The sequence below is a fragment of the Streptomyces sp. NPDC024555 genome (assembly GCF_055559335.1).
This window is the reverse complement of the sequence record NZ_JBVHKV010000009.1, coordinates 25,459-48,414: the sequence shown is the minus strand read 5'-3', so window position 1 is coordinate 48,414 and position 22,956 is coordinate 25,459. Positions and strand designations below refer to the sequence as shown.

General features: G+C 72.0%; 26 protein-coding genes. 18 read left to right on the top strand and 8 right to left on the bottom strand.

Annotated features, from left to right (window positions below; genetic code table 11):
* The 12 genes from ACZ4FH_RS17040 to ACZ4FH_RS16985 all read left to right on the top strand — a co-directional run bounded on the left by ACZ4FH_RS17040 (position 1) and on the right by ACZ4FH_RS16985 (position 9,507).
* Entirely contained in the window at positions 1 to 468 is a 468-nt protein-coding gene (locus ACZ4FH_RS17040) for a TadE/TadG family type IV pilus assembly protein (RefSeq protein WP_467305447.1), read from the top strand.
* Between the two features lie 8 nt (positions 469 to 476).
* Positions 477 to 881, top strand: a complete 405-nt coding sequence (locus ACZ4FH_RS17035) for a TadE family protein (RefSeq protein ID WP_467305446.1) — start codon at positions 477 to 479, stop codon at positions 879 to 881.
* A 34-nt stretch (positions 882 to 915) separates the two neighbouring features.
* The gene (locus tag ACZ4FH_RS17030) at positions 916 to 2,256 is read left to right on the top strand and encodes a CpaF family protein (protein ID WP_467305445.1); all 1,341 of its coding nucleotides are present in this window, start codon (positions 916 to 918) and stop codon (positions 2,254 to 2,256) included.
* A 58-nt stretch (positions 2,257 to 2,314) separates the two neighbouring features.
* The gene (locus tag ACZ4FH_RS17025) at positions 2,315 to 3,253 is read left to right on the top strand and encodes a type II secretion system F family protein (RefSeq protein ID WP_467305444.1); all 939 of its coding nucleotides are present in this window, start codon (positions 2,315 to 2,317) and stop codon (positions 3,251 to 3,253) included.
* Between the two features lie 28 nt (positions 3,254 to 3,281).
* Positions 3,282 to 4,169: a DUF5936 domain-containing protein gene (locus ACZ4FH_RS17020; protein ID WP_467305442.1), complete on the top strand. Its 888-nt coding sequence runs from the start codon at positions 3,282 to 3,284 to the stop codon at positions 4,167 to 4,169.
* A 52-nt stretch (positions 4,170 to 4,221) separates the two neighbouring features.
* Positions 4,222 to 5,583, top strand: coding sequence for a sensor histidine kinase (locus tag ACZ4FH_RS17015; protein WP_467305441.1), 1,362 nt, complete (start codon positions 4,222 to 4,224; stop codon positions 5,581 to 5,583).
* A gap of 61 nt (positions 5,584 to 5,644) precedes the next feature.
* Positions 5,645 to 6,718 carry a response regulator gene (locus ACZ4FH_RS17010; protein WP_467305440.1) on the top strand — a complete coding sequence of 358 codons (1,074 nt, stop codon included), beginning with the start codon at positions 5,645 to 5,647 and terminating at the stop codon, positions 6,716 to 6,718.
* 203 nt (positions 6,719 to 6,921) lie between these two features.
* Positions 6,922 to 7,155 carry a hypothetical protein gene (locus tag ACZ4FH_RS17005; RefSeq protein WP_467305439.1) on the top strand — a complete coding sequence of 78 codons (234 nt, stop codon included), beginning with the start codon at positions 6,922 to 6,924 and terminating at the stop codon, positions 7,153 to 7,155.
* Entirely contained in the window at positions 7,152 to 7,763 is a 612-nt protein-coding gene (locus ACZ4FH_RS17000) for a pilus assembly protein TadG-related protein (protein ID WP_467305437.1), read from the top strand. The genes ACZ4FH_RS17005 and ACZ4FH_RS17000 overlap by 4 nt, the downstream gene beginning before the upstream one ends.
* Positions 7,764 to 7,793: 30 nt before the next feature.
* Complete coding sequence (locus tag ACZ4FH_RS16995) at positions 7,794 to 8,381, top strand: hypothetical protein (RefSeq protein ID WP_467305436.1); 588 nt, start codon at positions 7,794 to 7,796, stop codon at positions 8,379 to 8,381.
* Positions 8,381 to 9,025 (top strand): OmpA family protein, encoded by a 645-nt coding sequence (locus tag ACZ4FH_RS16990; protein WP_467305435.1) that lies wholly within the window; start codon positions 8,381 to 8,383, stop codon positions 9,023 to 9,025. Before ACZ4FH_RS16995 ends, ACZ4FH_RS16990 begins: the two co-directional genes overlap by 1 nt.
* Before the next feature lie 104 nt (positions 9,026 to 9,129).
* Positions 9,130 to 9,507, top strand: a complete 378-nt coding sequence (locus ACZ4FH_RS16985; protein ID WP_467305433.1) for an Imm1 family immunity protein — start codon at positions 9,130 to 9,132, stop codon at positions 9,505 to 9,507.
* Positions 9,508 to 9,663: 156 nt separating this feature from the next.
* Here the strand turns inward: ACZ4FH_RS16985 and ACZ4FH_RS16980 are convergent, their stop codons facing one another.
* From ACZ4FH_RS16980 to ACZ4FH_RS16965, 4 genes are all read right to left on the bottom strand, one after another.
* On the bottom strand, positions 9,664 to 10,743 hold the full coding sequence (locus ACZ4FH_RS16980; protein ID WP_467305432.1) for a peptidoglycan recognition protein family protein: 1,080 nt from the start codon (positions 10,741 to 10,743) through the stop codon (positions 9,664 to 9,666).
* Between the two features lie 493 nt (positions 10,744 to 11,236).
* Positions 11,237 to 12,211, bottom strand: a complete 975-nt coding sequence (locus ACZ4FH_RS16975; protein ID WP_467305431.1) for an FG-GAP repeat domain-containing protein — start codon at positions 12,209 to 12,211, stop codon at positions 11,237 to 11,239.
* Between the two features lie 124 nt (positions 12,212 to 12,335).
* On the bottom strand, positions 12,336 to 13,133 hold the full coding sequence (locus tag ACZ4FH_RS16970; protein WP_467305430.1) for a tyrosine-protein phosphatase: 798 nt from the start codon (positions 13,131 to 13,133) through the stop codon (positions 12,336 to 12,338).
* A 63-nt stretch (positions 13,134 to 13,196) separates the two neighbouring features.
* A complete protein-coding gene (locus ACZ4FH_RS16965; RefSeq protein ID WP_467305429.1) occupies positions 13,197 to 13,700 on the bottom strand; it encodes a DinB family protein in 504 nt (167 codons plus the stop codon).
* A 316-nt stretch (positions 13,701 to 14,016) separates the two neighbouring features.
* On the opposite strand from ACZ4FH_RS16965, the gene ACZ4FH_RS16960 reads away from it, so the two are divergent.
* Positions 14,017 to 14,610, top strand: a complete 594-nt coding sequence (locus ACZ4FH_RS16960; RefSeq protein ID WP_383650401.1) for a hypothetical protein — start codon at positions 14,017 to 14,019, stop codon at positions 14,608 to 14,610.
* A gap of 178 nt (positions 14,611 to 14,788) precedes the next feature.
* Here ACZ4FH_RS16960 and ACZ4FH_RS16955 read toward each other — a convergent pair whose 3' ends face one another.
* A complete protein-coding gene (locus ACZ4FH_RS16955) occupies positions 14,789 to 15,403 on the bottom strand; it encodes a hypothetical protein (protein ID WP_467305427.1) in 615 nt (204 codons plus the stop codon).
* 274 nt (positions 15,404 to 15,677) lie between these two features.
* Between ACZ4FH_RS16955 and ACZ4FH_RS16950 the strand changes: the two genes are divergently transcribed.
* On the top strand, positions 15,678 to 16,883 hold the full coding sequence (locus ACZ4FH_RS16950; RefSeq protein ID WP_467305425.1) for a hypothetical protein: 1,206 nt from the start codon (positions 15,678 to 15,680) through the stop codon (positions 16,881 to 16,883).
* 134 nt (positions 16,884 to 17,017) lie between these two features.
* On the top strand, positions 17,018 to 17,791 hold the full coding sequence (locus tag ACZ4FH_RS16945) for a hypothetical protein (protein WP_467305424.1): 774 nt from the start codon (positions 17,018 to 17,020) through the stop codon (positions 17,789 to 17,791).
* A gap of 104 nt (positions 17,792 to 17,895) precedes the next feature.
* On the opposite strand, the gene ACZ4FH_RS16940 is transcribed toward ACZ4FH_RS16945, so the two are convergent.
* From ACZ4FH_RS16940 to ACZ4FH_RS16930, 3 genes are all read right to left on the bottom strand, one after another.
* Entirely contained in the window at positions 17,896 to 18,423 is a 528-nt protein-coding gene (locus ACZ4FH_RS16940) for a hypothetical protein (RefSeq protein WP_467305422.1), read from the bottom strand.
* 48 nt (positions 18,424 to 18,471) lie between these two features.
* Positions 18,472 to 20,082 carry a polymorphic toxin-type HINT domain-containing protein gene (locus ACZ4FH_RS16935; RefSeq protein WP_467305421.1) on the bottom strand — a complete coding sequence of 537 codons (1,611 nt, stop codon included), beginning with the start codon at positions 20,080 to 20,082 and terminating at the stop codon, positions 18,472 to 18,474.
* A gap of 91 nt (positions 20,083 to 20,173) precedes the next feature.
* A complete protein-coding gene (locus ACZ4FH_RS16930) occupies positions 20,174 to 20,545 on the bottom strand; it encodes a DUF192 domain-containing protein (protein WP_467305419.1) in 372 nt (123 codons plus the stop codon).
* 97 nt (positions 20,546 to 20,642) lie between these two features.
* Between ACZ4FH_RS16930 and ACZ4FH_RS16925 the strand changes: the two genes are divergently transcribed.
* The 3 genes from ACZ4FH_RS16925 (at position 20,643) to ACZ4FH_RS16915 (ending at position 22,941) form a co-directional block, all read left to right on the top strand.
* Entirely contained in the window at positions 20,643 to 21,509 is an 867-nt protein-coding gene (locus ACZ4FH_RS16925) for a prepilin peptidase (protein WP_467305418.1), read from the top strand.
* A 67-nt stretch (positions 21,510 to 21,576) separates the two neighbouring features.
* On the top strand, positions 21,577 to 22,419 hold the full coding sequence (locus ACZ4FH_RS16920; protein WP_467305417.1) for a class I SAM-dependent methyltransferase: 843 nt from the start codon (positions 21,577 to 21,579) through the stop codon (positions 22,417 to 22,419).
* A gap of 63 nt (positions 22,420 to 22,482) precedes the next feature.
* Positions 22,483 to 22,941 carry a hypothetical protein gene (locus ACZ4FH_RS16915; protein ID WP_467305416.1) on the top strand — a complete coding sequence of 153 codons (459 nt, stop codon included), beginning with the start codon at positions 22,483 to 22,485 and terminating at the stop codon, positions 22,939 to 22,941.
* Positions 22,942 to 22,956 lie beyond the last annotated feature (15 nt).

Here is a 22,956-nt window from a genome sequence, read left to right as displayed (position 1 = left end):
ATGACTCTTCTACGAACGGACCGGCCGCCGACCGCGGCGGACAGCGGTAGCGCGGGCATAGTTCCCGATACCGGTACGAAGCGGGGACGGAAGCGGGGGGACCGGGGGCAGAGCGCGATCGAGTTCGTCGGCACCCTGCCGGCCATCCTGGTCACCCTGGCCGTGATGTGGCAGGCCGGGCTGGTCTGCTACACGTGGATCCTCGCCGGCAACGCGGCGGACAAGGGCGTCAGAGCGGCCGCCGTCGCGGAGTACGGATCGTGGCAGGCCTGCCGGCAGGCGGCGCGCGAGGACGTTCCCGACGCCTGGGACGTCGTCGTCCAGGACTGCCAGACCGGCTTCAGCGGACTGGTGACCGCGAAGGTGAAGGTGAAGGTGCCGCTCCTCTTCCCCGGAGCCTTCGACCTGCCGTGGTCGGCGACCGGCGATGCCAAGGCCAAGAAGGAAACGGGGGGATTCGGATGGTGACCCGCACGATGAGCCACCCGATCGCCTCCGGGGCGATGGAGGGCCCGGCCTCCCGGTCCGCGCGCCAGCGCGGCCAGGCGGCCGTCGAGTACGTCGGCGTGCTGACCCTGCTCCTGATCGCCGCCATGGCCGTCGTCCAGCTCGGCGTCGCCGTCTACGCGAAGCAGCAGGCCAGCACGGCCGCGCGCGCGGGGGCCCGGGTGGAATCCGACAAGGGCCAGAGCGGACGCGGTGAACCGGTCGCCCTCGCGTCGCTGAGCAACTGGCTGAGGGACGACGTCGAGGACCTGCGTGTGGACAGGGGGTACGACTCGGTCTCCGTCAAGGTGAAGATCCACATTCCTTCGGTGGTGCCGATGTTCGACTTCGGCAACGTCGAGAAGCGCGTCACCATGCCTCGCGACCACCGCTGAACCGCACCACGCACCACACCAGGGAGTAGACGACATGAGCCTGCGGGCGCGCATCACCAGTCCCGAGCCGGCCAACGGGATGAGCGAAGAGAGCCGGCTGGTCCAGGTCTACCGCGCCAAGCTCCTGGAGGAGATCGACCTCGCCGAGATGTCCGTCCTCGCGGCGGCCGAGCGCAGGGCGCGGCTCGAACGCGTCCTGGGCCACATCATCAGCCGCGAGGGCCCGGTCCTCTCCCCGATGGAGCGCGCCCAGCTCATCCGCCGGGTCGTCGACGAGTCCCTCGGACTCGGCATCCTGGAACCCCTGCTCGAAGACGCCTCCATCAGCGAGATCATGGTCAACGGACCCGAACAGGTCTTCGTGGAGCGCGGCGGGCGCCTGGAGCTGCTCCCCATGCGCTTCTCGTCCAACGAGCAGCTGATGCAGACCATCGAACGCATCGTCTCCACGGTCAACCGCCGCGTGGACGAGGCGAACCCGATGGTCGACGCGCGTCTCCCGTCCGGCGAGCGTGTCAACGTGATCATCCCGCCGCTGTCGCTCAAGGGCCCGATCCTCACGATCCGACGGTTCCCCCGGGCGTTCACGCTCCAGGAGATGATCGGCCTCGGCTCGCTCGACGAGCACATGCTGATGCTGCTCGCCGGACTGGTGCGCGCCAAGTTCAACGTCATCGTCTCCGGCGCCACCGGTACCGGGAAGACGACGCTGCTCAACGCCCTGTCCGGACTGATCCCCAACGGCGAGCGCATCGTCACGATCGAGGACTCCGCCGAGCTCCAGCTCCAGCAGTCCCACGTGATCACCCTGGAGAGCCGTCCGGCCAACGTCGAGGGCAAGGGCCAGGTCACCATCCGCGACCTGGTCCGCAACTCCCTGCGTATGCGCCCCGACCGCATCATCGTCGGTGAGGTCCGTGGCGGCGAGACGCTCGACATGCTCCAGGCCATGTCCACCGGTCACGACGGTTCGCTCGCCACGGTCCACGCCAACAACGCCGAGGACGCGCTGATGCGTCTGCAGACCCTGGCGTCCATGTCCGAGGTCGAGATCCCGTTCGTCGCGATCCACGACCAGATCAACAGCGCCGTCGACGTCATCGTGCAGCTGACCCGTCACTCCGACGGATCGCGCCGCATCACCGAGATCGCCGTCGTCGACTCCCACGGGCGGGAGGACTACCGGATCATCTCGGTCTGCCGGTTCGCCGCACAGCCGATGGCGGCGGACGGCAGGATCTACGGGCAGTTCGAGTACTACCCGCTGCCCCGCCGGGTGGCCCAGCGCCTCTACGCCACCAGCGAGGCCATCCCGGCGGCCTTCGGCGTCGCCCAGTCGGAGGAGCAGCTCCAGATGCGCAAGTCCGTCGCCTGACCCCGCCGCCCCTCGCACCGTCCCCAGCCCGCCGCTCACTCAGAAGGCCTCGCCCGACATGGATAATCTTCCGCTCCTGACGATCGGCGTGACACTGTTCGCCGGTCTGTTCGCCGTGATTGGCGTGCACATCTTCACCTCGGGCAAAGCTCAGCAACAGGAACTCGTGGACCGGATGTCCCACACGGGACAGCTGACCATCGGCGGCCGCAGCCGGCGGTTCCGGGGCGTCGACCGGCGACTGCGCAAGACGGGGCTGGGCAAGCGCATCGAGCGCAAGATCGCGGCCACCGGCCTCGACCTCACCCCCGGCGAGTACTTCGTCTACGTGGTGGCGGCGCTGCTCGCCCTCTACTTCATCGTCGGATCGATCTTCGCCCCGTTCTTCGGCCTGCTGGCGGCCCTCATCGGCCTCTGGGGCGGCAACGCCTTCCTGAACTACCAGCGCGCCAAGCGCACCGAGGCCTTCATCAACCAGCTCCCCGAGCTGACCCGTGTGCTCGCCAACGCCACCCAGGCCGGTCTGGCGCTTCGTACCGCCATCAGCATGGCCGTGGACGAGCTCGACGAGCCGGCCCACGAGGAGCTCCAGCGAGTGGCCGACCGGCTCGCCGTCGGGCACTCCCTCGACGACGCCATGAACGAGCTCGTCGAGCGGCTGCCCTCGCGCGAGCTCACGGTGCTGGTCTCGACCCTCATCCTCTCGAACCGGGCCGGTGGCACCATCGTCTCCTCGCTGCGCAACCTCACGGGAACGCTGGAGGAGCGCAAGGAGACCCGCCGCGAGGTCACCACCCTGCTGTCCCAAGTGAAGGTGACGGCCGTGGCCGTTCCGATCCTCGGCATGGGCTTCCTGCTCATCATCAACGGCATGCGGGACGGCGCCCTCGACGACATGACGGGATCAACGGTCGGCCGTATCTCCGTGCTCATCGCGGCCGGGCTCTACGGCCTCGGATTCTTCTTCATCAACCGGCTCACCCGCGTGCGCATCTGACGGCCCGGACCCACACGGAGAGGACATCATGAACCTGCTGATAGCTGCCGTCTTCGGGCTCGCCGTCTACGGCGCCTTCCACGGCATCCGCATGTACCGCGCCGAGGCGAAACTCCCCGGCGACATCGAACTCGCCCTGGAGGTCGGCTCCACCCGCACGTCCGCCGCGGGCGGCCTGGCGGACCGCATGGGCATGCGCTACGCCCCCCGCGTCCTGTCCATGATGGGACCCAAGCGCGTCGACAAGATGCGCCGCAAGCTGGACATGGCCGGTAACCCCGGCGGTATGACCATCGACCGCTACGCGGCCCGCCGCGCGTTCTACGGCGGCCTCGGCGCCCTCGCGGCCCTGGCGATGCTGATGAACGGCCAGCCCGTTCTGGCGGTCATCCTTCTCGTCTACGGGTTCTTCTGGACGGACGTGCTCATCCGGTCCGCCATCATCCGGCGCAAGGACGACATCGACCGCACGCTCCCCGACTTCCTGGACGTCCTCGCGGTCGTCGTGTCGGCCGGTCTCGGCTTCCGCCAGGCCCTGGAGCGCGTCGCCGAGAAGTACCAGGGCCCCTGGGCCGACGAACTGCGCATCACCCTGCGCCAGATGGACATGGGTGTCAGCCGCCGCGAGGCGTTCGACCAGCTCCGCAAGCGCAACGAGTCCGAGCAGGTCTCGATGTTCGTCTCCGCCCTCCAGCAGGGCGAGGAGCTCGGCGCCCCCATCGTCGACACGCTGATCCAGATCGCCAACGACATGCGCCGCACCGACGCCCAGAACGCCCGGCGGAAGGCCGCGAAGGCCGTGCCGAAGGCGACGCTGATCGTCACCAGCTTCATGCTGCCGGGAACGATGATCCTCATCGCGGTCGGTTTCTACTACGCCGCCGACGTGAACGTCGGCGACGTCTTCGGCGGCTGACCGACGTACGGCCGGCCGAGGACCGGACCCGACGAGGAGGTGAGAGGAACAGATGGCCCCCCGCCCGAACGGACCCGCCCTGACCGGCGGTCCCGACGCACAGACCCCCGAGGACAACCCCGGTCATGTGCCGGCCCTGCCGATCCAGCTGAACGCCCTGCAGGCCCTGTGCCGCCAGCTCTTCGGATTCCGGCTCGCCATGACGCTGCTGGCCACCCCGTTCGCCCTGCGCGGTGTGCACGAGGAGTTCGGCAGCTGGCTCGTGGGCGCGGCCGTGCTGGTCACGGTGATGGTCTCCTACCTGCTGATGCGGGACTGGGAGCGCTTCGGCCCGGTGCTGCTCCGCCACCCCGCGCTGCTGGCGGTGGACATGCTCTTCGGCGCCATGCTGCTGTTCGCCGCGACGCCGGGTTCAACCCTCTCCTACGTCACCGTTTGCACCCCGCTGCTGGCCGGACTCGTCTACGGCTGGCGCGGTGGGGCCATCTTCGCCATCCTGCAGTCCCTGTTGCTGGCCGCCTCGTACGGTGTCAGCCGGGAGGCCGAGGCTGATGTCTCCGCCCTTCTCGTAGTGGGCCTCTGCATCATGGCCGGCGCCGTCGGCGCCTCCCTGCGGGGTCTGCTCCTCAGGTTCGGCGCCGCGTCCCAGGCACTGACGGAGACCCGGGCCCGGCTGGCCGTCAGCGGCGCGGTCGAGGAGGAGCGCGCGCGTCTCGCCCGCGAGATGCACGACTCCGTGGCCAAGACCCTGCACGGCCTGGCGATGGCGGCCGACGGTCTCGCCAGCACCGCCGACCGCATGGACCCCATGACGGTGAAGCACCAGGCGGAACTGGTGGCACGCTCCGCCCGCCGCGCGGCGGCCGAGTCCCGCGAACTCCTCTCCGACCTGCGGCGCGAGTCCGGTCTCGACGGCGGCGTGGACGTCCTGGACGAACTCAGCGCCCGCACCGCCGACTTCGAACGCCGCCACGGGGTCAAGGCCGTCTACCGCCGGATCGGCGACGGCGCCGTCCCCCTCATCCCGCACGCCGTCGCCCGGCACGCTCTCACCATCGCCAGCGAGGCCATGGAGAACGCCCAGCGCCACGCCCGCCCCAGCTATGTCGAGGTCTCGGCGGGACTGGTCCGCGACGTGGTGCGCATCAGCGTGTACGACGACGGCGACGGCCTGCCCCGGGGCACCTCACTGGACGACCTCCGCAAGGCCGGCCACTTCGGCCTCGTCGGCATGGTCGAGCGCGCCGCCTCCATCGGGGCGCGCATCCGCATCGGTCGCGGCAAGGCGGAGCGCGGCACCGAGGTCCGCCTCGATCTGTCGCTCGCCGCGATGAACCTGGCCCCTCCGGCCACCGCACCACCCCCGCCCCTGCTGCCGCAGGTCCCCGGACAGCCCGTGCGGCTCGACAACTGAATACGCGTAACCGCTCCAGACCGCCCCACAGTCCCCATCCTTGAGAGAGGAGGCCCGCACCATGCCGGACGAGATCTCCCGCAGCTCAGGAGAGCAGTGGACGCAGCAGCCGCATGTCTCGCAGCACACGTCCTCGCACTCCAGCCCGCTCAGCTCGCCCCCCACCGCCGGTGTCCCCGCACCCACCCCTTCAGGCGGTCTCCCGGCCTTCCCCGGCCCGGAAGCCATGCCCGCCGTACAGGCCCTCAGAGTGGTCGTCGCCGACGACAACCCGGTCGTACGGGCCGGTCTGACCGTGCTTCTGCAGGGCCGCGACGACATCGACGTGGTCGCCGAGGCCGGTGACGGCCGGCAGGCCTACGAGATGGCCGTCCAGCACCGGCCCGATGTCGTCCTGCTGGACGTCCGCATGCCCGGCGTCGACGGCATCTCCGCCCTGCCCCATCTGGTGCGGCTGGCCCCGGTGCTGATGATGACGTACAGCCGGGAGAGCGAGATCGTCCACGAGGCCCTGCGCCTGGGCGCGGGCGGCTATCTGGTGCACGGCGAGTTCACCGCCGACCAGCTGGTCGCCGCGGTCCGCGACATCAAGGACGGCCGGGCCCACTTCACCTACTCGGCCAGCAGCGCCCTGCTGGACTCCGTGCGCGGCGGAGGCCTCGGCCAGGACGGCCGGCCGCTGCCCGAGGGCCTGGGGACGGCCTTCACCGGCCCCGGCTACCGGCCCGCGCCCCAGGGCCATGTATCTGCACCCGCACACGACACGCACGGACCATGGCCTTCCCATGGGGGATCAAACCACCAGGTCGGGGCTGTGCGCGAGGAGTTGGGGGCGCGCGGATTCCCGCAAAAGGCTTCGCTTCCGCAACCATCTGTGGCACATTCTTCCCAGGGGGTTCCCGTTGCGGCCCCCCAGGGTGTGCCAGGAGATCTGAGTGAACGGGAGGTGGAAGTGATGGACCTGATCGCGTCGGGCATGACGAATCAGCAGATCGCGGCCACCTGCTTCATCAGTCAGAAGACCGTCAAGAACCACATCAACCGCATCTTCGCCAAGTTGAACGCCGGCAGCCGGGGCGAGGCCATCGCCGTCTGGCACCGGATGTCGTCCGGGGGGTCGACGAGGCATGGCTGAGCACACGATGGGCCCGAAGGCCCAACTGAGGGAGTGGGCCCGTAGTTGGGCCCGCAGGCCCATGCGAGTGGGTGTTGCCCCGGCGTACGTTTCTCATGTCGCCAGCGAGACCGGCCAGGAGGAAGCCGGAAGCGCGAACGACACGAAGACTTACGTATCAGCGTCGGCCGACTCCCGGTCGGCCGAACTCGGAGGGGAACACCATGTCGAACATCACCCTGAAGGCCGCCGCCGCCACCCAGACCTACATCAACGGCTGGAAGAACACCGCCGTGGACGCGATCAAGCGTCGCAGCGACAAGGGTCAGGGCGCGATCGAGTACGTCGGCATCACGATCCTCGTGGTGGCCATCGTCGTGGCGCTGCTCAACACCAACCTGGGCGACACCATCGCCGGCGCCTTCTCCGACGCGATCAACTCCGTGCTCGGCGGGTGATTCGTCGACTGAGGTCCGAGGCAGGGCAGGCCGCACCGCTGTACATCACAGCGGTGACGGGCCTGCTCTTCCTTGCGTTGATCTTCTTCACGTTCGGTGAGGCCGACGTCAAGCGCAACGGCGCGCAGAGCGCGGCGGACGCGTCCGCCCTCGCTGCGGCGAAGCAGTCGCGGAGCTTGATGCAGCTGGAACTGAAGGCGATGGTCATGGACAGGGTCTTCTACACCAAGGTGTTCAACACGCCGTTCGGCGGCAGCGGGATCGGTAATGGCTGCTGGAAGGCGTATGAGTTCGCCGAGCACAACAACGCCACCGTCGACAGCTGCAGCCCCCCGAGGACGGGGGACTGGGGCGCACGGGTCGATGTGCGGGGCAAGACCCCGATGACCGCGAAGCTCGTCTCGGGTGCGAAGGGCAAGCGCGCGAAGTCGCATGCCACGGCCGTCATCGAGTCCCGGTGCAAGTTCATCCCGAACCCGGACTGGACCTCGACGTCCATTGGCACGGTGATGTGCAGCAGCGGCCTGACCTGGGTGGTCAGCCCCAAGGCCCTGGCTTCCATGCCTGACATGCCCGACCTGTTCTCCGTACGCCTCGTCGAAGACTGACCACGATCACACGCAAAGGAAACTGGACCGATGGGTAATCCGCACATGAGGACCATGCGCCGTGCCGGGGGTGCCGCCGCTCTGGCTGCCACCCTGGCGCTCTCGCTGACCGCTTGCGGCAGTGACGACGGGAAGAAGCCGAAGGACGCCGCTTCCCAGGCATCCAACTCCCCGTCCGACAAGGGCGAAGGTGGCGGCGAGACCGTTCCGGACACGAGCACCGTGATGGTGACGTCGAAGAACGATGCCGGCATCGAGATGGCCATCAACTCGGCCAAGCGCGACAGTGGCGGATTCCTTACGGTCACCGGCCAGTTCAAGAACCCGACCGGGAAGACCTTCAGTATTCCGATCGGCTGGAACGGCAAGGAGGTTGCAGTCTCCCTCAAAGGGAGGTCCCTCGCGGACATGACCCTGGTGGACTCCGCTGGTAAGAAGCGGTACTACGTTCTGCGTGACACGGACAATCGAGCCCTGACCACCATCGACTACAACGTCTTCTTCAAGGCGGGGCAGACGATGACGTTCTTCGCCCAGTTCCCGGCCCCGCCGGAGTCCACCACCAAGGTCGAGCTCCAGTTCAACGGCTTCGCCCCCGCACCGATTGAGATCTCCTGATGAGCGCCGTCACCACCGGCGCCCGTCGGGCGTCCGCCCACCTCGCGGTCACGGTTCTGACGGGTGCGCTCGCCTTCGGGGTCATGGGTGCCCCGCAGGCGTTCGCGGACGACAGTCCGTACCCGTCGGCCTCGGCCGAGCCGCCGGTCAAGATCGATCCGAACGACTCCGATCTGAAGCTCCCCGAGGGCGCCACGCTCGCTCCCGCCAAGGTGCTCGACATCAAGTCGGTCATCGAGGACATGGGCGGGGAGGAGCGCCGCGAGGACACCAACTCGGACATCAAGTTCGCTCTCCAGGCCGAGGTCCTCTTCGGCAAGGACAGCGCCACACTGAGCGCTGCGGCCAACGGCCGGATCAACGAGATCGCCCAGGAGATCAAGAAGCAGGACGCCAAGAAGGTCCGGGTGTTCGGCTTCACGGACAACCTGGGCTCGTCCGCCCACGGTGACGTCCTCTCGAAGCAGCGTGCCGAGGCCGTGCACGGTGTGCTGCAGAAGGCGCTGTCCGGCAGCGGAATCTCCTTCGAGGTGAAGGGGTACGGCGAGCAGTACCCGATCGCCAGCAACGCCACCGAGGAGAGCCGCAAGAAGAACCGCCGCGTGGAGGTCTCCTTCGCGCGCGCGGAGGGCTCGAAGAGCTGAGCCACCGCTTCCGGCGCCCGGCCCCCGCGAGCTGATCGCGGGGGCCGGGCGTTTGTGCTGCGCACCGCGCCCCCCGCCCGGTCGGACGTGGGAAGGTCGAGCCCATGACCGAGAACTGGGCCTTCACCGACGGCGGACCGACGGTGCCGGCCGACGAGGCCGTTGCCGAACTGCGCCGCAGGACCGACGCCGGCGTACGCGAGTCGTGGCTCACCAGCACGGACGGGCGGAGCCTGGCCTTCGTCACCAACACCGAACGGGCCATGGTGATGCTCCTCGCGGGCCAGGGGGACCCGGGAGAACACGCCTCCGACCCGGCGGCCGGCGAGGAATGGAGCGACGGCTTCGTCCTCGCGAACGGCCAGGACGACGAGTACCCCGACACGGACACCGTCCCCGTGGACGAGGCGCACCGGATCGTCCACCACATCGTCGCCCACGGCCGCCCTCCCGCCGACGCGGCGTGGACGGTGGACCGCTGAGCCCGTACTGATGACCGCAAGAGGGATGTCCGGCGCCCTGGTCAGGGGCGCCGGACATCGCCTGTGCGCGCGGGATTGGTGGACCCCCCTGCAGTCCACCACTCCCGCTGCCGCTCGTGCCGGAAGGAGTTCCGGCCGGAACGGACGTGCGGTGGGTCAGGCCACCAGGCGGCTCCAGGTGCGGGCGTCGGCGATGCCGTCGGCGGGCAGGGAGCGGGTGGTCTGGAAACGGGTGACGCCGGTCCGGGTGGCGGGGCCGAAGTCGCCGTCGGTGTCCGTGGGGATGCCGTGGGCGGTGAGCTGGAGCTGGAGGGCCTCGACGGCGGTACCGGAGTCGCCCTGGCGGGCGGGGGAGGCGAGCTGGTTCCAGGTCTGGAGGCCGGCGACACCGTCGGGGGTGGCGTGCTCCGTGTCCTGGAAGGCGTACACCGCGGCCTCGGTCGAGGGGCCGTAGTCGCCGTCCGCCGTGAGGGCGGCGCCGCGGGTGTTGAGGAGGAGCTGGAGGGTGCGGACGCCTTCGCCGCTGTCCCCGGAGGACAGGACCGGCCACAGCGGCGGGGTCGGGTCGCCGCCGATCCGGGCCGCGACGTCCTGGCGGAGCTGGGGCAGCAGGGCGTAGAGGCGGTCCCCGGGGCACAGGGTGCTGTTGAAGTCGCGGTGCCCGTAGATCTGGTACGCGGGCAGCCCGTACTGACGGCACACCAGCTCGCACAGGTCCACGAGCGCCGCGTACTGCGCGCCGCGCGGGTCGACCGTGGAGTAGCTGCCCTCGTTCTCGATGCCGATGGCCACCGTGTTCTGCCCGGTGCAGTGCGCCGACTCCACCTGCCGGGTCCCGGCGGTCAGGGCGGCGAGGCTGCCGTGCCGGCCCTCCATCACGTACGCGCCCCGGCTGATCGTGAAGTGCTGGCCGGTGTCGGTCCACTGCTCCACGTCCATCTGGTACGCCTGCATGGACCGGGCCAGTTCGAAGGCGTGGGCCTGCGAGTAGTCCGTGACGTTCGGGTCCGCGGTGTGGTGGACGATGATCTTCTGGGGCGGGGTGGGGAGCAGATTGACGGGGCTGCTCGGCGGCCTCGCGCCCCAGGTCGCGCAGTCCGCGATCACCGGGCCGGACGCGGCGCGCGCCCGGTCCGGTGCCACGAACGGCAGCAGGACCGCGGCCCCCGCCGCGAATGTTCCGGTGAGGACGGTGCGGCGGCGCGGACCGGGTCCGGGGCGTGCGTGCGCGGTCATGGCGGAGCTCCCTTTCGGGCGTGGCGAACGGGACGGCGGACAGGTCGGCGAGCGGGTCCGGGGCGGTGCGGGCGACGGTGCCCGGCGGTTCCGGGCGACGGTGCCCGGCCTCCTCTCCGCCCGAGCCGTCCGGAGCCGTCCGGCGCGTGGTTCCGGTGCGCGACGCTGAGGCGGAGGAGGCGGAGGAGGCGGAGGAAGCGGAGATGCGCGGCCCCGGGTGCGCCGCACAACGCGGCGGCCGGGCCGACTCCATGGAATCTACCGACCGTTCTCCGGGCTCCCGGACGATCCGCCGTCCCGGGTGGCCGGGGAGCCGTCCCGGGTTCGCCTGGGACGCCTCTGGGACGGGCCTTCTCGCGGCCCTGACCTGCGCGGACGTGGGCGGTCCGGTGGACGTGCACGAGGCGGGCCCCGCGACCCCTCCCGGGAGCCGCGGGGCCCGCCTCGTGCACATGAAGTCCGTACAGGCCCCGTACAGGCCCCGCGCGGGCGTCTACAGCAGGTTGTACGCCTGGAAGCCGTGCCCGATCTGGACCGCGCTCTTGAACACGGCCGGTGCGTTGCCCGTGCCCGAGTACCGGAACAGGTCGCCGTTCGGCTTGCGGGCGATCAGGTCCGTCTTGCCGTCCGCGTCCATGTCACCGATCGACAGGAGGCGGTCGTACACGTTCCAGCCGCCGCCGATGCGCTCACGGGTGGCGAACGGGGCCTTGTAGTCGCCGGTGCCCTTGTACAGCCACAGGACGCCGGACCCGTCCCGCGCGACGATGTCGGCCTTGCCGTCCCCGGTCAGGTCCGCCTGGCCGGCGAGCTGCGTGTACTGGCCCCAGCCGCCGCCGATCCGCGTGCGCGAGGTGACCGTGCCGTCCGGGTAGCCGAGGTAGCCCCAGAGCACACCGGCCTTGTCCAGACCGATCAGGTCGGCCTCGGGCGCCCCGCCGAGGTTGCCCGGCGAGAGGACCGTCGTGTAGATGTTCCAGCCCTTGCCGACCTGCTTCGTGTACGCCTGGAAGTCGTCGTCGTCGATCCAGGTGTAGTGCAGGGTGCCGTCCTTGCGCAGGTTCCAGGTCCCGTCGCTGTAGCCGTCCTTGTCGTTGTCGACGTCGATCGACCCGGCGGCGAAGTCGTAGTTCACCCCCACGTCGTACTGCGGCTCGAACCCGCCCTGCCGGTCCGAGAAGTACAGGAAGAGATTGCCCGTCCGCTTGTGGACGGCCGTCATCGAGAAGGTCGGCGTCGCCACGACGGGCCCGGCGGCGGCCTGCGGGGCCGCGCTCGCGGCGGACCGGCCGTCCGCGCCGTTCTGCGCGGCCGCTCCGGCCCGCGCCTCCGCCGAGGCACGCGCGCGGTCGGCGGCCGACGGGTCGTCCGCCGCGGTGGCCGTGCCTGCGGTGGTGGCCAGCGCCACCGTGAGGGCGGTCGTGGCGAGCGTGCCTCTCAGCGCACGCCTGCGTCGACTACTGGTCATGAAGAGTCCCCCCTGGGATGTGGCCTTTGGGAAACACTGATCCGCTCAACAGGGCGAGTGTTTCCCGCCGTTGATCAACACCCTCTCACGGCCCTCTGACACCCGGACGGGGGGCTGCCGGGGATCACGGGGTCCGGGGCCGCCCCGACAGGATCGCGCGCAGGTCCGCCAGCCCGGACTCCGTCGCGCCGTGCGCCAGCAGCCAGTCCGGTACGGATCCGTGGTGGCTGCGGATCCACAGCAGCGCGTGGAACAGATGCGTCGCGGCGACGGGCAGCGCACCGTGACCGGGCCGCGGCGGACCGCCCCCGGGCCGTCCGCCCACCACCGGCCCGCCGCCCGCCACCGCCCCGTCCCCCGCCGAGGGCGCCCCCAGGCCCAGGGCCTCGTTCGAGCGGAGGAAGTCCTCGGTGACCTCTGCCTCGGAGGCGCCGAGCAGCGTCTGGAGCACGGCGACGGTCAGTCCGGTCCTGTCCTTGCCCGAGGCGCAGTGGACGAGTACGGGCACGGCCCCGGGGGCGGTGATCGCGCGGATCACCGCGACCGTGGAGCGTCCGGCCTCTCCGGCCATCGCCGGGTACAGCTCCCGCTGCTCCGCGGGCCACCGCCGCTCCACGAAGACCGGGGCGTGGCGGTACGTGAAGCCGAGCCCGTCCCGTACGTCCGGGGCCGCCGCGACCTCCGGCGCACTGCGGAGATCGATCACCGTGCGCAGCCCCAGCTCCCCGAGCCGCTCCGCGCCCCGCGCGGTCAGCGCGTCCAGCGCCCCCGAGCGGTACAGGATCCCGGGCCGCAGCTCACCGACCCCGCCCGCGTCGCGGAGGTTCCGGACGCCGGGCACGTCGATCGGGGTGCCGGGACCGCCGGGGACGGGCGGGCGGGGCGGGGGTGCGGGGGCGGTGCCTTCGGTCCGTGTGCTCACCGGACGAAGGGTACGACCCCGCCCGGACCCCGCCCGGACCCCGGCCGGGCGCGGGGGCGCGGCTCAGGAGCCCGTGGTGCCGTCGACGGTCTCCCGGATGATGTCGAGGTGCCCGTTGTGCCGGGCGGTCTCCTCGATCAGGTGGAGCAGGATCCAGCGCAGATCGGGACAGCGGCCGTTGCTGCGGGCCCGCTCGGCCCGCGCGTCCAGGTCGTGGGAGGCGACGAGCGCGCGGTAGCGGGTGCTCTGCTCCTCGTACTCCGCGAGGACCCGGGCCAGCGGCATGCCGGTCGCGATCCGCATCTCGCGGTCGGGGTCCTCGTCGGTCCAGGGGCCCTCGTCCTCGCCGCCGAGGAAGACGACCTCGAACCAGTAGTACTCGACCCAGCGGAGGTGGTTCACGATTCCGGCGAGGGTCATCAGGGGCGAGCCCGGGAGCGGGGCGCGGACCGCGTCCTCCTGGGAGAGCCCGTCGCACTTGGCCAGGGCGGTGGCGCGCGTGTAGTCGAGGAAGGTGGTCAGCTGGGTGCGTTCGTCCCAGGCGGAGGGTGCGTCAGTACGTGTCATCGCCGTACACCCTGACGGCACGGCGCGCCGCTGTCCACGGCTTATCCGCGGGCCGGGGCCGGCGGAGCGGAGGGGCGCGTCCCGCATTGGGGTCCGGCCGTGGGCCCGTGGGCCCACGCACCGCGCCGCGCCGCTCATTACGCTCATGACGACCGAACGTGAACCTCTCGCTACGCCGCCGGAAGGCGGCCGTACGAGGGCGGGCGCGTGCACAAGGATCTTCACGCTCTACCTGACCAGCAGGGCGGCCCAGTCCCCTCCGGCATGTGCCCGGAAGGATCGGTGCGTCCGCACTTTCTTCGCGAGGGACGTGTCGATGAGTGACGGATTCTTCTCCTCCTACCACCTGGGCTGGAGCCGCCCCGACGCCGAGTCGCTGCTCGGCGATCTGGAGTCGGCGGGCGTACGGCCCGACCACCCGGTCACCCGGCGCATCACCCTCGTCGGCACCGGCGCCCAGCACACCGGAACCCAGTCCTGGGTCACCCGCGACCAACTCGTCCTGCTGGCCGGTCTGCAACGGCTGGACCGGGTCGACTTCCTGCTCTGGCTGCGCACCGGGGCCGGCATACCCACCCGGGTCCGCCGCACCGACACCGGCACGGTCGCACTCTGCTTCTCCCTCTCCCGGCTGAGCCGCGACGAGGGGGAGACCGTCGTCCGCGCCGCACGGGAAGCCGTGGGCCGGGCGTCGGTGCTCTGCGTCGGATTCGTCGTCGACCGCGAGGGGGCCTCGGCGGCGACCGACTGGCAGGGGTTCATCGAGAAGGGCACGGTCTACTTCGACCACTGGCCGGACACCCTCGCGGTGCGGCCCGAAGTAGCCGCCGTGCAGCCCCAGTTGACCGGGGTCGGTTCGTTCCCGCAGTCGCCCTGGGTGGTGTACGGGAGCGACGTGCCCAACCGGTGACGCCCGTCCTCCGTCTGTCTCCTCCCTGGCAGGACCGGGGAGGAAGCAGACGGAGGACGGGCCGGAGCAGTGCGTTCCCTCGTGAGACGAACCGCGACACGCCACAGGGGCCGGGCTCGACGAACCGCGTCACGCGGCCCGCGACAGGGGTCAGGGGCCAGGTTTCGGACGACCCGCGTCACGCGACCCCGGCGACGGCCAGCGCCGCGAGGACCCCGGTGGCCACGCTGATCCCGCCGATGTAGTCCGCGGCACCCGCTCCGCCGTCCCGCCACGAGTACGGGGCCGCGTGCGGCGACACCGTGTCCGTGTCGTCCATGAGCCCGTCCACGGCGAGACCGATCGCCGCCCCGGTGGCCAGCGCGACGACCGGCATCAGCACGCCCTCCGAGCCCGAGGCGTGCGACTGCGTCGCATAGAGGTAGACGAGCGCGCCCACGGGGGCGCCGAGGGCGGCCGACAGGTGCAGGGCGCGCGAGGCGCGCTGCTCGTAGGGCAGGACGCGGGCGGCGGCCAGGACCGCGAGCACCGTGGCGAGCACGACGGGGACGTGCTCCAGGGCCAGGCGCCAGGTGAAGTCGTCGAGACGTTCGTCGCTGGCCAGCAGGTCGACGAGCCCCCGGGAGATCACGTACCCGGCGATCACGTAGACGAGGGCCCCGGTGATCCAGCTGCGGGCCAGCGCCAGCGCGGAGCCGGCCCCGCCCCCGCCCGGTCTGCCCGTCCGGCCGGGACCGTGCCCCGGGGGTACCTGCCCCGCGCTTCCGCTTCCCCAGCCGCTGCCACCGCTCACGGTGCTTCCTCCCTCTGCGACGCCGTCCCGACGGCTTCCGTTGCCCTGCCGTTCCTCGGGTGTGGCGTGAGCGTACGGCCGGTCCGGTGGCCCTGACCTGGGCCCGGGGCCCCAACCTCGGGCCCAGCCTGGTCCCGGGAGCCCCCCTGTGCCCCCGGGACACAGGCGTGGTGCCCGCGAGCCCACGGTCCCCCCGCCCCCGCCGCCTCCGGCCCGCCGCCTCCCGCCGCATCCGCCCGCCGGCCCCCGCGCGGCGGCAGACATAATCGGCCGTATGCCCACCGACCCGTCCACCCGGACCGCCCCCGTCCTGCCCCGGCCGAGGCGGGACGGGGAGAGACCGGTCCGGGGGCGGTTCGCCGCCGCGTTCGCCTCCGCCGCACCGGCGCTCGCCGCGTACGCCGCCGTGCGGGCCGTCGGGCTGGCCGTGCTCCGGGCGGCCGCCGAGGCGTCCGGCAAGGACGCGGCGCATGTGCTCGCGGAGCGCTGGGACTCCGTCTGGTACCAGCGGGTCGCCGCGCACGGCTACGGGTACACCGTCGTCCTCCCGGACGGCGGCATCCACTCCGACCTGGCGTTCTTCCCGTTGCTCCCGGCCCTGGAACGGGGCATCGCCGCCGTGACCCCGCTCGGCCTCGCGGGCGCCGGACTCCTCGTCGCGTGGACCGCCGCGCTGGCCGCCGCCTGGGGGATCTACGCCGTGGGGGCGCGGCTGGCCGGGCGGCGCGCCGGGGTGGTGCTGGCGGCGCTCTGGGGGGCGGGGCCGACGGCGTTCGTGCAGTCGATGGCGTACACGGAGACGCTGTTCACCGCGCTCGCCGCCTGGACGCTGTACGCCGTGCTGACCCGGCGGTGGATCACGGCCGGTGCCCTGTGCGTGCTCGCCGGGCTGACCCGCCCGTCGGCCGCCGCCCTGATCGCCGCCCTCGTGGTCACCGCCGTCGTCGCCCTCGTCCGCGACCACCGGTCCGGCGGCCCGGCCGGGCTGCTGCGGCGCAACGGGCGGATGCTCGCCGGTGCGGCCCTCGCCCCGCTGGGCTGGCTGGCGTACGTGGTGTTCGTCGCCGTGCGCGAGGGGGACCCGTTCGCGTACTTCGACGTCCAGGCGCAGTGGGGCAACAGCATCGACGGCGGGGCCGCGCTGGCCGCGTTCGTCCTCGGGCTGCCGTGGCCCGCCACGCTCGGGCTGTGCGCGGCGCTGGCCGCGCTGGGGTGGCTGGTGAGCCTGTGCGTACGGCAGCGCCAGCCGCTGCCCGTCCTCGTGTACACCGTCGCGATCGTCGTCGTCTCGCTGATCGGCTCGGGGTACTTCGGCTCCCGGCCCCGGCTGATGATGCCCGCCTTCCCGCTGTTCCTGCCGCCCGCCCTCGCCCTGCTGCGGCTGCGCTCCACCGCCCGCACCGCGGCCGCCCTCGCGGTGGTCGCCGCCGCGTCGGCGGCGTACGGGGCGTGGACGCTCCTCGGCTCCGGACCGCCCTGAGCCGCGACCGCCCGCGGCGAAGGGTTGGGCCCGTGGGCCCAAGCGCCCGGTGGCTCCGGGTTGTTACCGTGCGGTGTCCGTGGGTGGGGGAACAGCGTCGGCGGGGAACCGCCGCCGGTCAGGAGCGGTCAGTGATGAAGGCACGTACGGCAGCCATGGCGGCCACCACGGCGGTGCTCTGCCTCGCGGCCGCCGCCTGCGGTCCGGACGACAAGCCGTCCGGGAAGGACGGCGACAAGGCGGCCGGGACGAGCGCCCCGGCCTCCGCGCCCGCCACCGCCTCCACGCCCTCCGCCGCCCCGTCACCCACCTCGCCCCCCACCAGCAGCGGCAAGGTCCTCGACAGGGCCGGACTCGCCGCGGCGGCGCTCACCACCGGCGAGGCCGGCACGTACGAGGTCACGCCCATGCAGGGCGGCGACGAGACCGGCACCGAGCGCTCCGAGAAGAAGGAGTGCCGGCCGCTCGTCTCCGTGATCAACGGAGCGCCCGAGCCCGCCCCGGCGGCCACCGTCTTCCGGACCGTCATGGACAAGGCGGAGGAGGGCAAGGACGACCAGACCGTCGTCACCGAGATCCTCACCTCGCACCCCAGGGACGGGGCGCGGCAGCTCATGCGCGACGTCCGGGACGCGGTCCGGGCCTGTGCGGGCGGCTTCCGCACGTCGGGCGAGGACGGACCGTCCACGTACAGCGAGGTCAAGCAGCTCCCGCTCGCCCCGGCGGGCCAGGAGAGCATCGCCTATCAGGTGACCGGCAGCATCGAGGGGGACAAGGTGCCGCTCGTCTTCCAGCTGGTGCGCACCGGCTCCACCGTCGTCACGTTCTACGTCGCCGACTTCATCGGCGGAAAGACCCCCGAGCTCCCGGCCGATCTGGTCGCCGCCCAGGCCGCCAAACTGCCCTGAGCCCGCGTCCGGACCGCCCCGCGAACCCCACGCGGCTGCGGCCCGGCACCCCCGGATTCCGGGGTGCCGGGCCGCAGCCGTGTCCGCGTGCCGGTGCGGGGGAGTCAGCCGTCCGCCGTGGCCGGTGACACCTCGGCCGCCAGCGCCGTCCCCGCCTCGTCGTACAGCTCGCGCCAGCGCCGCTCGTCCGCCGCGTTGCCGACCCGGATGCCGAAGGTCCAGGTCGGATCGAGGAACAGGGTGTGCCCGCCCTCGAAGTCCAGGGCGAGACAGGTGCAGACCCCGGGGCCGGCGCCCGGCGCGCGGTAGACCCGCAGCGCGGTGCAGCGCAGCTCGTCCCGGCCGTCGCCGAAGAGCTGCTCCCCGCACCGGGTGACGACGACCTCGTCCTCCGCGTCCGCGAGCAGGTCGACGTCGCTCCAGTCGAAACCGTCCGCCGCCACGGCCTCCAGCCGGTCGAACTGGCCGGCCGACGCGAACCGCAGCAGCCCCTCGTCCAGCCGCAGCCAGACGACGAGCGGCTGCGGCCGGACCTCGGGGACGTCGTCGTCCCGGTCCAGGAACCCCGGGACGAGGACGTCGCGGACGGGGTGGTCGCGCAGTGCCTCCTCGGCCGTACGCCAGCCGCTCATGTCCGCTCTCCCGCTTCCGCCGCACACCGTGCCCGCCCGGGGGCGGGGCTACGGCGTGGGCACCTTCTTGGTGATCTGAATGCCGGTGTCCATGCCCTCGCCGCTCTTGAGAGCGGTCCAGAAGTCACCGTTCTCCTTGAGGACGACGGTCACGCCCTTGCCACGATAGATCAGTCCCTCGGGCTCGCCCTTCTTCAACGTGCCCTTGCCGACCAGTTGGAAGTCGCCCCGCTTGATGGCGTCCGCGATGTCCTGGCGGAAGCGCGGGCCGTCCTCCTTGAGCTTCTTGTACTTCGTGCCCAGCGCGTCCTCGATCAGCTTCTTGTGCCGCTGGAAGTGGTCCTTGAACTTCTTCGGGTCCCCTTCGCCGACCTTCGGCTCCTTCGCCGCCTTGACCTCGTCAGGCGACATGTCGCAGTCGTTGTTGTGGACGAGCGCGTTCGCCCGGCCGATGCCCACGTAGTAGGTGTGGATGCCGTCCACGGTGAGGTCGTACGTGGTCTGCCGCTGGGTGTACCGGGTGATGCCGGTGACCGTCAGCGTGCCGCCCGTCTCGGTGCGCAGGGCGTCCCCGCGGACCAGGTCGCCCGCGTCCGTCCAGCCGGCGTCGCCCTTGACCCAGAAGGGGTGGGTGTCCGTGGCGGTGAGCCGGGCCGGGACACCGCCGGCGAGCACGGTGAGCCGGGTGAAGTGCTTGTCGTCGTACGTGGTGATGGACCGTTCGACCCGGCGCGCCACCGTCCGGCCGCTCACCGGATCGGTCGCGACGACCCGGTCGCCGGGGCGGACCGCCTCGATGGCACGGGTACGGCCGTCGGCCAGCAGGACCTGGGTGCCGGCGAGGAAGCTGTGCTTCACCGCGCAGGTGGTCGGCTTCTTCTCGTCGGGCTTCTTCTCGTCCGGTTTCTTGGGCTTCTTGACGTCGTCGAGTTTCTTGCCGGCGTCTTCGAGGGCCTTCTCGGCGTCCTTGACTTTCTTTCTGCTCTTGATGAGGCCCTTGAGGCCGTCGTAGAGGTCGCCGCCGTGCTTCTTGAGGGCCTGGATGAGCTTGTAGGCCTTCTTCCACTTCCAGGGCGCCCCGTACTTCGCGGCGAGTTTCCCGACCGCGCCGCCGATGAGGCTCAGCAGGATGTTCACGAGGGTTTCGGTGCAGGCGCCCATGTCGCCCTTGGTGATGCAGTCCAGCGCGTCCGTGATCCCCAGCTCGTCGGCGAGGATCTTCGCCAGCTCCTTGGCCGCTTCGAGGGCCTTGTCGCCGTTGGACTTCTCCTCGGCCTGGGCGTCCTGGAGGTCCTTGAGCGCCTGGTCGTAGGCGATCTGCTCGGGCGATTTGGCGGACCCGTCGGGGTTCGTGTCCGAGGCGGGATCGCCCTGGCCGGGGCTGTTGCTCCCGTCGGCCTCGTCGCCGCCCCCGCCACCGCAGTTCCCGCCGCCGGTGACCTTGCAGATCTCGACCCCGAACTTCTTCGCGAGATCGGGGCCGACACCGGTGGCCATCAGGGCGCCGACGATCGCGACGACGACCAGGGTCAGGCCGACGTACTCCAGAGCACCCTGGCCACGGTCCCGGCGCCCGCGCAGCCGCGCGCCCGGCAGCCGCACACTGGTGCGCGGCACTCCGCGCCGGACCCGACGACGCAACTCCCCCATGAATGGCATGGTTTCGACCCTACGGGGCCACGGGCGCGGCGTCTTGGGCCCAGGGTCCCAACCCCGCGCCCCGCCCACCGGGCTCGCGCGGGGCCCCCGTTCAGCCGTTCTGCTCGATCCGCACCCGTGTGCCGGGCCGCAGCCCCCAGGCGGCCATCGCACCGGCCTCCGACTCGATGACGTGCCGGGCGCGCAGCCGGGGGAGGCCCAGCCGGCCGGGCTTCATCGTGTGGACGGCCACCACGGTGAACTTCCGGTCCAGATACGCCACATCGATCGTGAACCGCATGCGGAAGGAGTGCACGCTCCCGCACGGGGTGATCAGCAGTGCCCCGTCCACCCCGTCCTGCCCGAGCAGCCCCCGGGCCCGGTGCCGGTACGAGGCCGCGATCCGCAGCGGCACCTCCGTCTCCCGGTCCCCGTCCGTGATCGTCAGCGTTCCTGTTCCATTGCGCCATCGAGCCATGGCCATGACGGTAGCGCCACGTGACGGCCTCTGGGCCCGTATCGGCCCGCAGTGGGCCCCAGGGCCCATGACCCGTATCCGCGCGCCCCCTAGGGTCGATGACGTGTACGCCATCCTGATAGGGGTCGCCGCCCTCTGGGGGGCCGCGACCGGACTGCTGGTCCCGCGCGCCGCCTACCGGTTCTCCGTCGAACCGGAGGAGGCATGGCGGGACACCTGCCCCGCCGGCCACGCCCTCACCGGGCCCGCCGGGGGCTGGCTGGGCTCCACGCGCTGCGCCACCTGCGCCGAGGTGGGCGCGGCCATCGCCGTACGCACCGCCGCCGCCCCCGCACCGGACGCGCCCGCCGCCGGGGAACCGGCCGGGGACGCCGAAGCGGCCCCCGAGGACGAGGACGGGACACCCGAAACCCCCCGCCGCGACGGCCGCTACGCCCCGCGCCTCCTCGCCCCCGTCGTCACCGCCCTCGGCTGCGCCGCCCTCGCCGCGGCCACCGGCACCCGCCCCGAACTCGCCGTCTGGCTGCTGCTCGCGCCCGTCGGCGTCCTCCTGGCGTCCATCGACCGCCGCGTCCACCGGCTGCCCGACCAGCTGACCCTGCCGGCCGCGGCCGCCGCCGCCGTCCTCCTGGGCGCCGCCGCCCTGCTGCCCGAGCACGCGGGCAGCTGGCTCTCCGCGCTCCTCGGCGGAGCCGCCCTCGGCGCCTTCTACTTCGTCCTCTTCCTCATCAACCCGAACGGCATGGGCTTCGGCGACGTCAAACTCGCCCTCTCGCTGGGCGTCGCGCTCGGCTGGTACGGCTGGGCGGTCGTGTTCGCCGGAGGGTTCGCCGGGTTCCTGTTCGGCGCGCTGTACGGGCTGGTACTCGTGATCATGCGGCGCGCCGGGCGCAAGACCGGCATCCCGTTCGGCCCGTTCATGATCGCGGGCGCGCTGCTCGGCCTGCTCTTCGGCGGCCTGGCCGCCTGACGGCCGGTCCCGCGCCGCCGCGAAACGCGGTCGCGGGCGTCCGCGCCCGGCTGCGACGATGCGCCCTATGACCGACAGCCCCCGCACCGCACGGACCGCCCTGACCCCGGACAGCAGGGAACGCTTCGAGACCCTCGTCGCCGAGGCCGACGCCGTCTCCGTGGACGGGTGGGACTTCTCCTGGCTCGACGGGCGGGCCACCGAGGAACGCCCCTCCTGGGGCTATGCCCGCGCCATGGCCGAACGCCTCGGCCGGGCGCACGCCGCGCTCGACATCCAGACCGGGGGCGGCGAGGTGCTGGCCTCCGCGCCGAAGCTGGCGCCGCTGACCGTCGCCACCGAGGGCTGGCCGCCCAACGTCGCCCGCGCCACCGCCCTCCTGCACCCCCGTGGCGCCGTCGTCGTCGCCGACACCGACGAACCCCCGCTGCCCTTCGGCGACGACGCCTTCGACCTCGTGGTGAGCCGCCACCCCGTCACCACCTGGTGGTCCGAGATCGCCCGCGTCCTGACCCCCGGCGGCACGTACTTCTCCCAGCAGGTCGGCCCGGCCAGCGTCTTCGAACTCGTCGAGTACGTCCTTGGGCCGCAGCCGCCCGAGGTACGGGGTCGGCGCGACCCGGAAGCCGCCCGCACCGCCGCCGAGGCCGCCGGGCTTGAGGTCGTCGATCTGCGTGCGGAGCGGCTGCGCACCGAGTTCCTCGACATCGGGGCCGTCGTCTACTTCCTGCGCAAGGTGATCTGGATGGTGCCCGGCTTCACCGTCGACGCCCACCGCGACCGGCTGGAGGCCCTGCACCACCGCATCGAGACCCGGGGGCCGTTCGTCGCCCACACCACCCGCTTCCTCATCGAGGCCCGCCGGCCGGGGCGGACCGGCGCCCCGGGGGAAACCCGCACCACCGAGTGAGCGGGCGCCCCCCTCCCCGGGCCCGAAGAGTGGCACCCTGGTCCCCAGGGGAGGGAGCGCGCGATGACGGACGGCAACGGCGGGGAAGCGGTACGCGGCGCGAGGCAGGGCGGCTCCGAATGGCTCGCGGGGGCCCGGATCGTCGGTGTGCTCGGCATCTTCTACCGTCCCGAAGGACCCATGGGCGAGCCCGAGGCGGTCGCCTTCCTGCTCGTGGACGGCCAGTCCGTGCTGCTGACCTGCGCCTCCGACGGCAGTCTGCACATCGGCGCCGGCGCCTGGCCCGACCTGCCCGCCTGGTGCGTGCCGGCCGCCCAATGGACGTACGCCCCCCTGGCCTCGCTGACCCCTCCGCCCGACGGCGGCTGGACCGTGCTGCGCACCGAGGAGCGCGCGGACGCGTGGGGCGCGGTCCAGGAGGCCGTCATCCACTGCGAGGGCGGCCGGTTCGTGGTGACCGGCGGCGACACGGTCTCCCTCCGCTTCACCCGGGGCCACCGGGGCGCGCCCGCCGCGAACTGACCGGGGGACACGCCC

Coding starts and splice junctions, on each gene's coding strand:
- ACZ4FH_RS17040 (WP_467305447.1), top strand. CDS start 1: ATGACTCTTCTACGAACGGACCGGCCGCCGACCGCGGCGGACAGCGGT.
- ACZ4FH_RS17035 (WP_467305446.1), top strand. CDS start 477: ATGAGCCACCCGATCGCCTCCGGGGCGATGGAGGGCCCGGCCTCCCGG.
- ACZ4FH_RS17030 (WP_467305445.1), top strand. CDS start 916: ATGAGCCTGCGGGCGCGCATCACCAGTCCCGAGCCGGCCAACGGGATG.
- ACZ4FH_RS17025 (WP_467305444.1), top strand. CDS start 2,315: ATGGATAATCTTCCGCTCCTGACGATCGGCGTGACACTGTTCGCCGGT.
- ACZ4FH_RS17020 (WP_467305442.1), top strand. CDS start 3,282: ATGAACCTGCTGATAGCTGCCGTCTTCGGGCTCGCCGTCTACGGCGCC.
- ACZ4FH_RS17015 (WP_467305441.1), top strand. CDS start 4,222: ATGGCCCCCCGCCCGAACGGACCCGCCCTGACCGGCGGTCCCGACGCA.
- ACZ4FH_RS17010 (WP_467305440.1), top strand. CDS start 5,645: ATGCCGGACGAGATCTCCCGCAGCTCAGGAGAGCAGTGGACGCAGCAG.
- ACZ4FH_RS17005 (WP_467305439.1), top strand. CDS start 6,922: ATGTCGAACATCACCCTGAAGGCCGCCGCCGCCACCCAGACCTACATC.
- ACZ4FH_RS16995 (WP_467305436.1), top strand. CDS start 7,794: ATGGGTAATCCGCACATGAGGACCATGCGCCGTGCCGGGGGTGCCGCC.
- ACZ4FH_RS16990 (WP_467305435.1), top strand. CDS start 8,381: ATGAGCGCCGTCACCACCGGCGCCCGTCGGGCGTCCGCCCACCTCGCG.
- ACZ4FH_RS16985 (WP_467305433.1), top strand. CDS start 9,130: ATGACCGAGAACTGGGCCTTCACCGACGGCGGACCGACGGTGCCGGCC.
- ACZ4FH_RS16980 (WP_467305432.1), bottom strand. CDS start 10,743: ATGACCGCGCACGCACGCCCCGGACCCGGTCCGCGCCGCCGCACCGTC.
- ACZ4FH_RS16975 (WP_467305431.1), bottom strand. CDS start 12,211: ATGACCAGTAGTCGACGCAGGCGTGCGCTGAGAGGCACGCTCGCCACG.
- ACZ4FH_RS16965 (WP_467305429.1), bottom strand. CDS start 13,700: ATGACACGTACTGACGCACCCTCCGCCTGGGACGAACGCACCCAGCTG.
- ACZ4FH_RS16960 (WP_383650401.1), top strand. CDS start 14,017: ATGAGTGACGGATTCTTCTCCTCCTACCACCTGGGCTGGAGCCGCCCC.
- ACZ4FH_RS16950 (WP_467305425.1), top strand. CDS start 15,678: ATGCCCACCGACCCGTCCACCCGGACCGCCCCCGTCCTGCCCCGGCCG.
- ACZ4FH_RS16945 (WP_467305424.1), top strand. CDS start 17,018: ATGAAGGCACGTACGGCAGCCATGGCGGCCACCACGGCGGTGCTCTGC.
- ACZ4FH_RS16940 (WP_467305422.1), bottom strand. CDS start 18,423: ATGAGCGGCTGGCGTACGGCCGAGGAGGCACTGCGCGACCACCCCGTC.
- ACZ4FH_RS16935 (WP_467305421.1), bottom strand. CDS start 20,082: ATGCCATTCATGGGGGAGTTGCGTCGTCGGGTCCGGCGCGGAGTGCCG.
- ACZ4FH_RS16930 (WP_467305419.1), bottom strand. CDS start 20,545: ATGGCCATGGCTCGATGGCGCAATGGAACAGGAACGCTGACGATCACG.
- ACZ4FH_RS16920 (WP_467305417.1), top strand. CDS start 21,577: ATGACCGACAGCCCCCGCACCGCACGGACCGCCCTGACCCCGGACAGC.
- ACZ4FH_RS16915 (WP_467305416.1), top strand. CDS start 22,483: ATGACGGACGGCAACGGCGGGGAAGCGGTACGCGGCGCGAGGCAGGGC.